The sequence below is a fragment of the Xanthomonas sp. SHU 199 genome (genome assembly GCF_000364665.1).
Taxonomy (GTDB): Bacteria; Pseudomonadota; Gammaproteobacteria; order Xanthomonadales; family Xanthomonadaceae; genus Xanthomonas_A; species Xanthomonas_A sontii.
On the sequence record NZ_AQOI01000722.1, the window covers coordinates 1 to 1,799 of the forward strand.

The window sequence follows — 1,799 nt, forward strand, 5'->3', positions numbered from 1 at the left end:
GCCGGCGGCGGCATCGACCACGGCCACGCCCGGACGCAGCTTGCCGGTGCCCTCGACCACGATGCGCTGGCCGGGCTGCAGGCCGTCGACGATCTCGACCAGGCCGTCGCGGCGCGCGCCGGTGCGCACGTCGGCGCGGGCCACGGTGGCGTCGACGCCGACGCGATAGACGAAAGCGTCGCGCCCCACCTGCACCACCGCGATCTCCGGGATCACCAGCGCCTGCCGGGCGGGCCGATACAGGCGCACGTCCATCAGCATGCCCGGGCGCAGCGCGCGGTCGGCATTGTCGAAAGCCGCGCGCACGGTGACCGCGCGGGTGGCGCTGTCCACGCGCGCATCCACCGTAGCGACATTGCCTTCGAACGCGCGCCCCGGGTAGGCCACGCTGCGGCCGCCGACCACGTCGCCAGGCTTCACCGTGGACAGTGCCGCCTCGGGCACCTGGAAATCCACGTAGACCTGGGCCACGTCGTCGAGCGTGGCGATGGTCGCGTCGGGCGTCAGCAGCGCGCCGGGGCTGACCTGGCGCAGGCCGAGCACGCCGGCGAACGGCGCGCGCACGCTGCGGTCGCCGATCTCCGCACGCATCTGCAGCACCCGCGCCTGCGCGGCATCGCGCAGCGCGCGTTGCGTGTCCAGTTGCGCGCGCGACACCAGTTGCCGCCCGACCAGTTCGCTCTGCCGCCGATACAGTTGCTCGGCCTCGGTGTAGGTGGCCTCGGCCTCGCGCAACGCCGCCTGCTGGCCCTGCCCGCGCAGCGTCACCAGCGGCGCGCCGGCCGCCACTTCCTGGCCACTCTCGAAATGCACGCGCTCCACGATCTCGCTGACCTTGGCGGTCAGCGTCACCGACTCGCGGGCCTTGACCGTGCCCAGCGCGGCCAGGCTGTCGTTCCACTCACGGGGCTGCACCGTCTGCAGCGTCACCGGAATCGCGGCACTGGCCGCGGCCGGCGCCGGGGCCTTGCCGCAACCGGCGAGCGCGAGCGAGGACAACAGGAGGCACACCAGGCGGACGCCGGCGCGTGGTCGGTGCGGCATGGAGATCCCGGACGCGTGGAGTTCGACCCAGTCTAACGACCTGGCGTGACGGGCGTTGACACGTCGCAACCATGACCGACGACCCTTGCCGGCCAACGCATGCGCTGCGCGATGAGACGCAGCGCACGCGTGGCGCGGCCTGCACCGCGCCCGTTCGCCACGCTCAGCGGGGCGGGACGACGAGGTGCTGCCGCTCGCGCAGCGCACTGCACAGGCGAATCGTCTCGGCGGTCTGCGCAAGGCCGCGGTCGGCGCCGCTGAGTGCCTTCAGGCGCGGCGTGAAGAACGCCTCCAGCCGGTCCGCTTCGGCGGCATCGCAGCCACCGCTGGCCGCCAGCGCCGGCAAGCGGCCGCCGTCGAAGGAACCGGAGCGCGCCACGATGCGATCGAAGTGGGCGGTGTACCAGGGCCACATCGAGGCGTGCGTGGCCGGCTCGGCATGCGCGCCCATCAGCAGGCTGTTCATCTCGCCGACCTTGATCGCATCGGTCAGGGCGAAATCGCGTACCTTCTGCACCTGCTGCGGATCCTGCACGGCGCCGAGCGCTTCGATCATCGCGTTGCGCTGGGCCGGTTCGCCGTGACCGCGCAAGGCCGCGATCAGTGCGTCCACCGCGGGCGCGCCGCGCGCCTGCACCGCCACCGTCAGCGCTGCGCCAAGCAGATCCGGGTTGGCGGCGGCGAAATCCAGTGCACCGCCCTTGCCGGCCAGCACCGCATCGCCCTGGGCCAGCAGCGCCTGCCGCACCGCCGGC

General features: G+C 73.2%; 2 protein-coding genes. Both read right to left on the bottom strand.

Annotated elements, in window-relative coordinates; genetic code table 11:
- Positions 1-1,044: efflux RND transporter periplasmic adaptor subunit (locus D183_RS0120185; RefSeq protein WP_017910596.1), on the bottom strand; the 1,044-nt coding region annotated here is incomplete at its 3' end.
- A gap of 163 nt (positions 1,045-1,207) precedes the next feature.
- Positions 1,208-1,799: ERAP1-like C-terminal domain-containing protein (locus D183_RS0120190; protein WP_026144700.1), on the bottom strand; the 592-nt coding region annotated here is incomplete at its 5' end.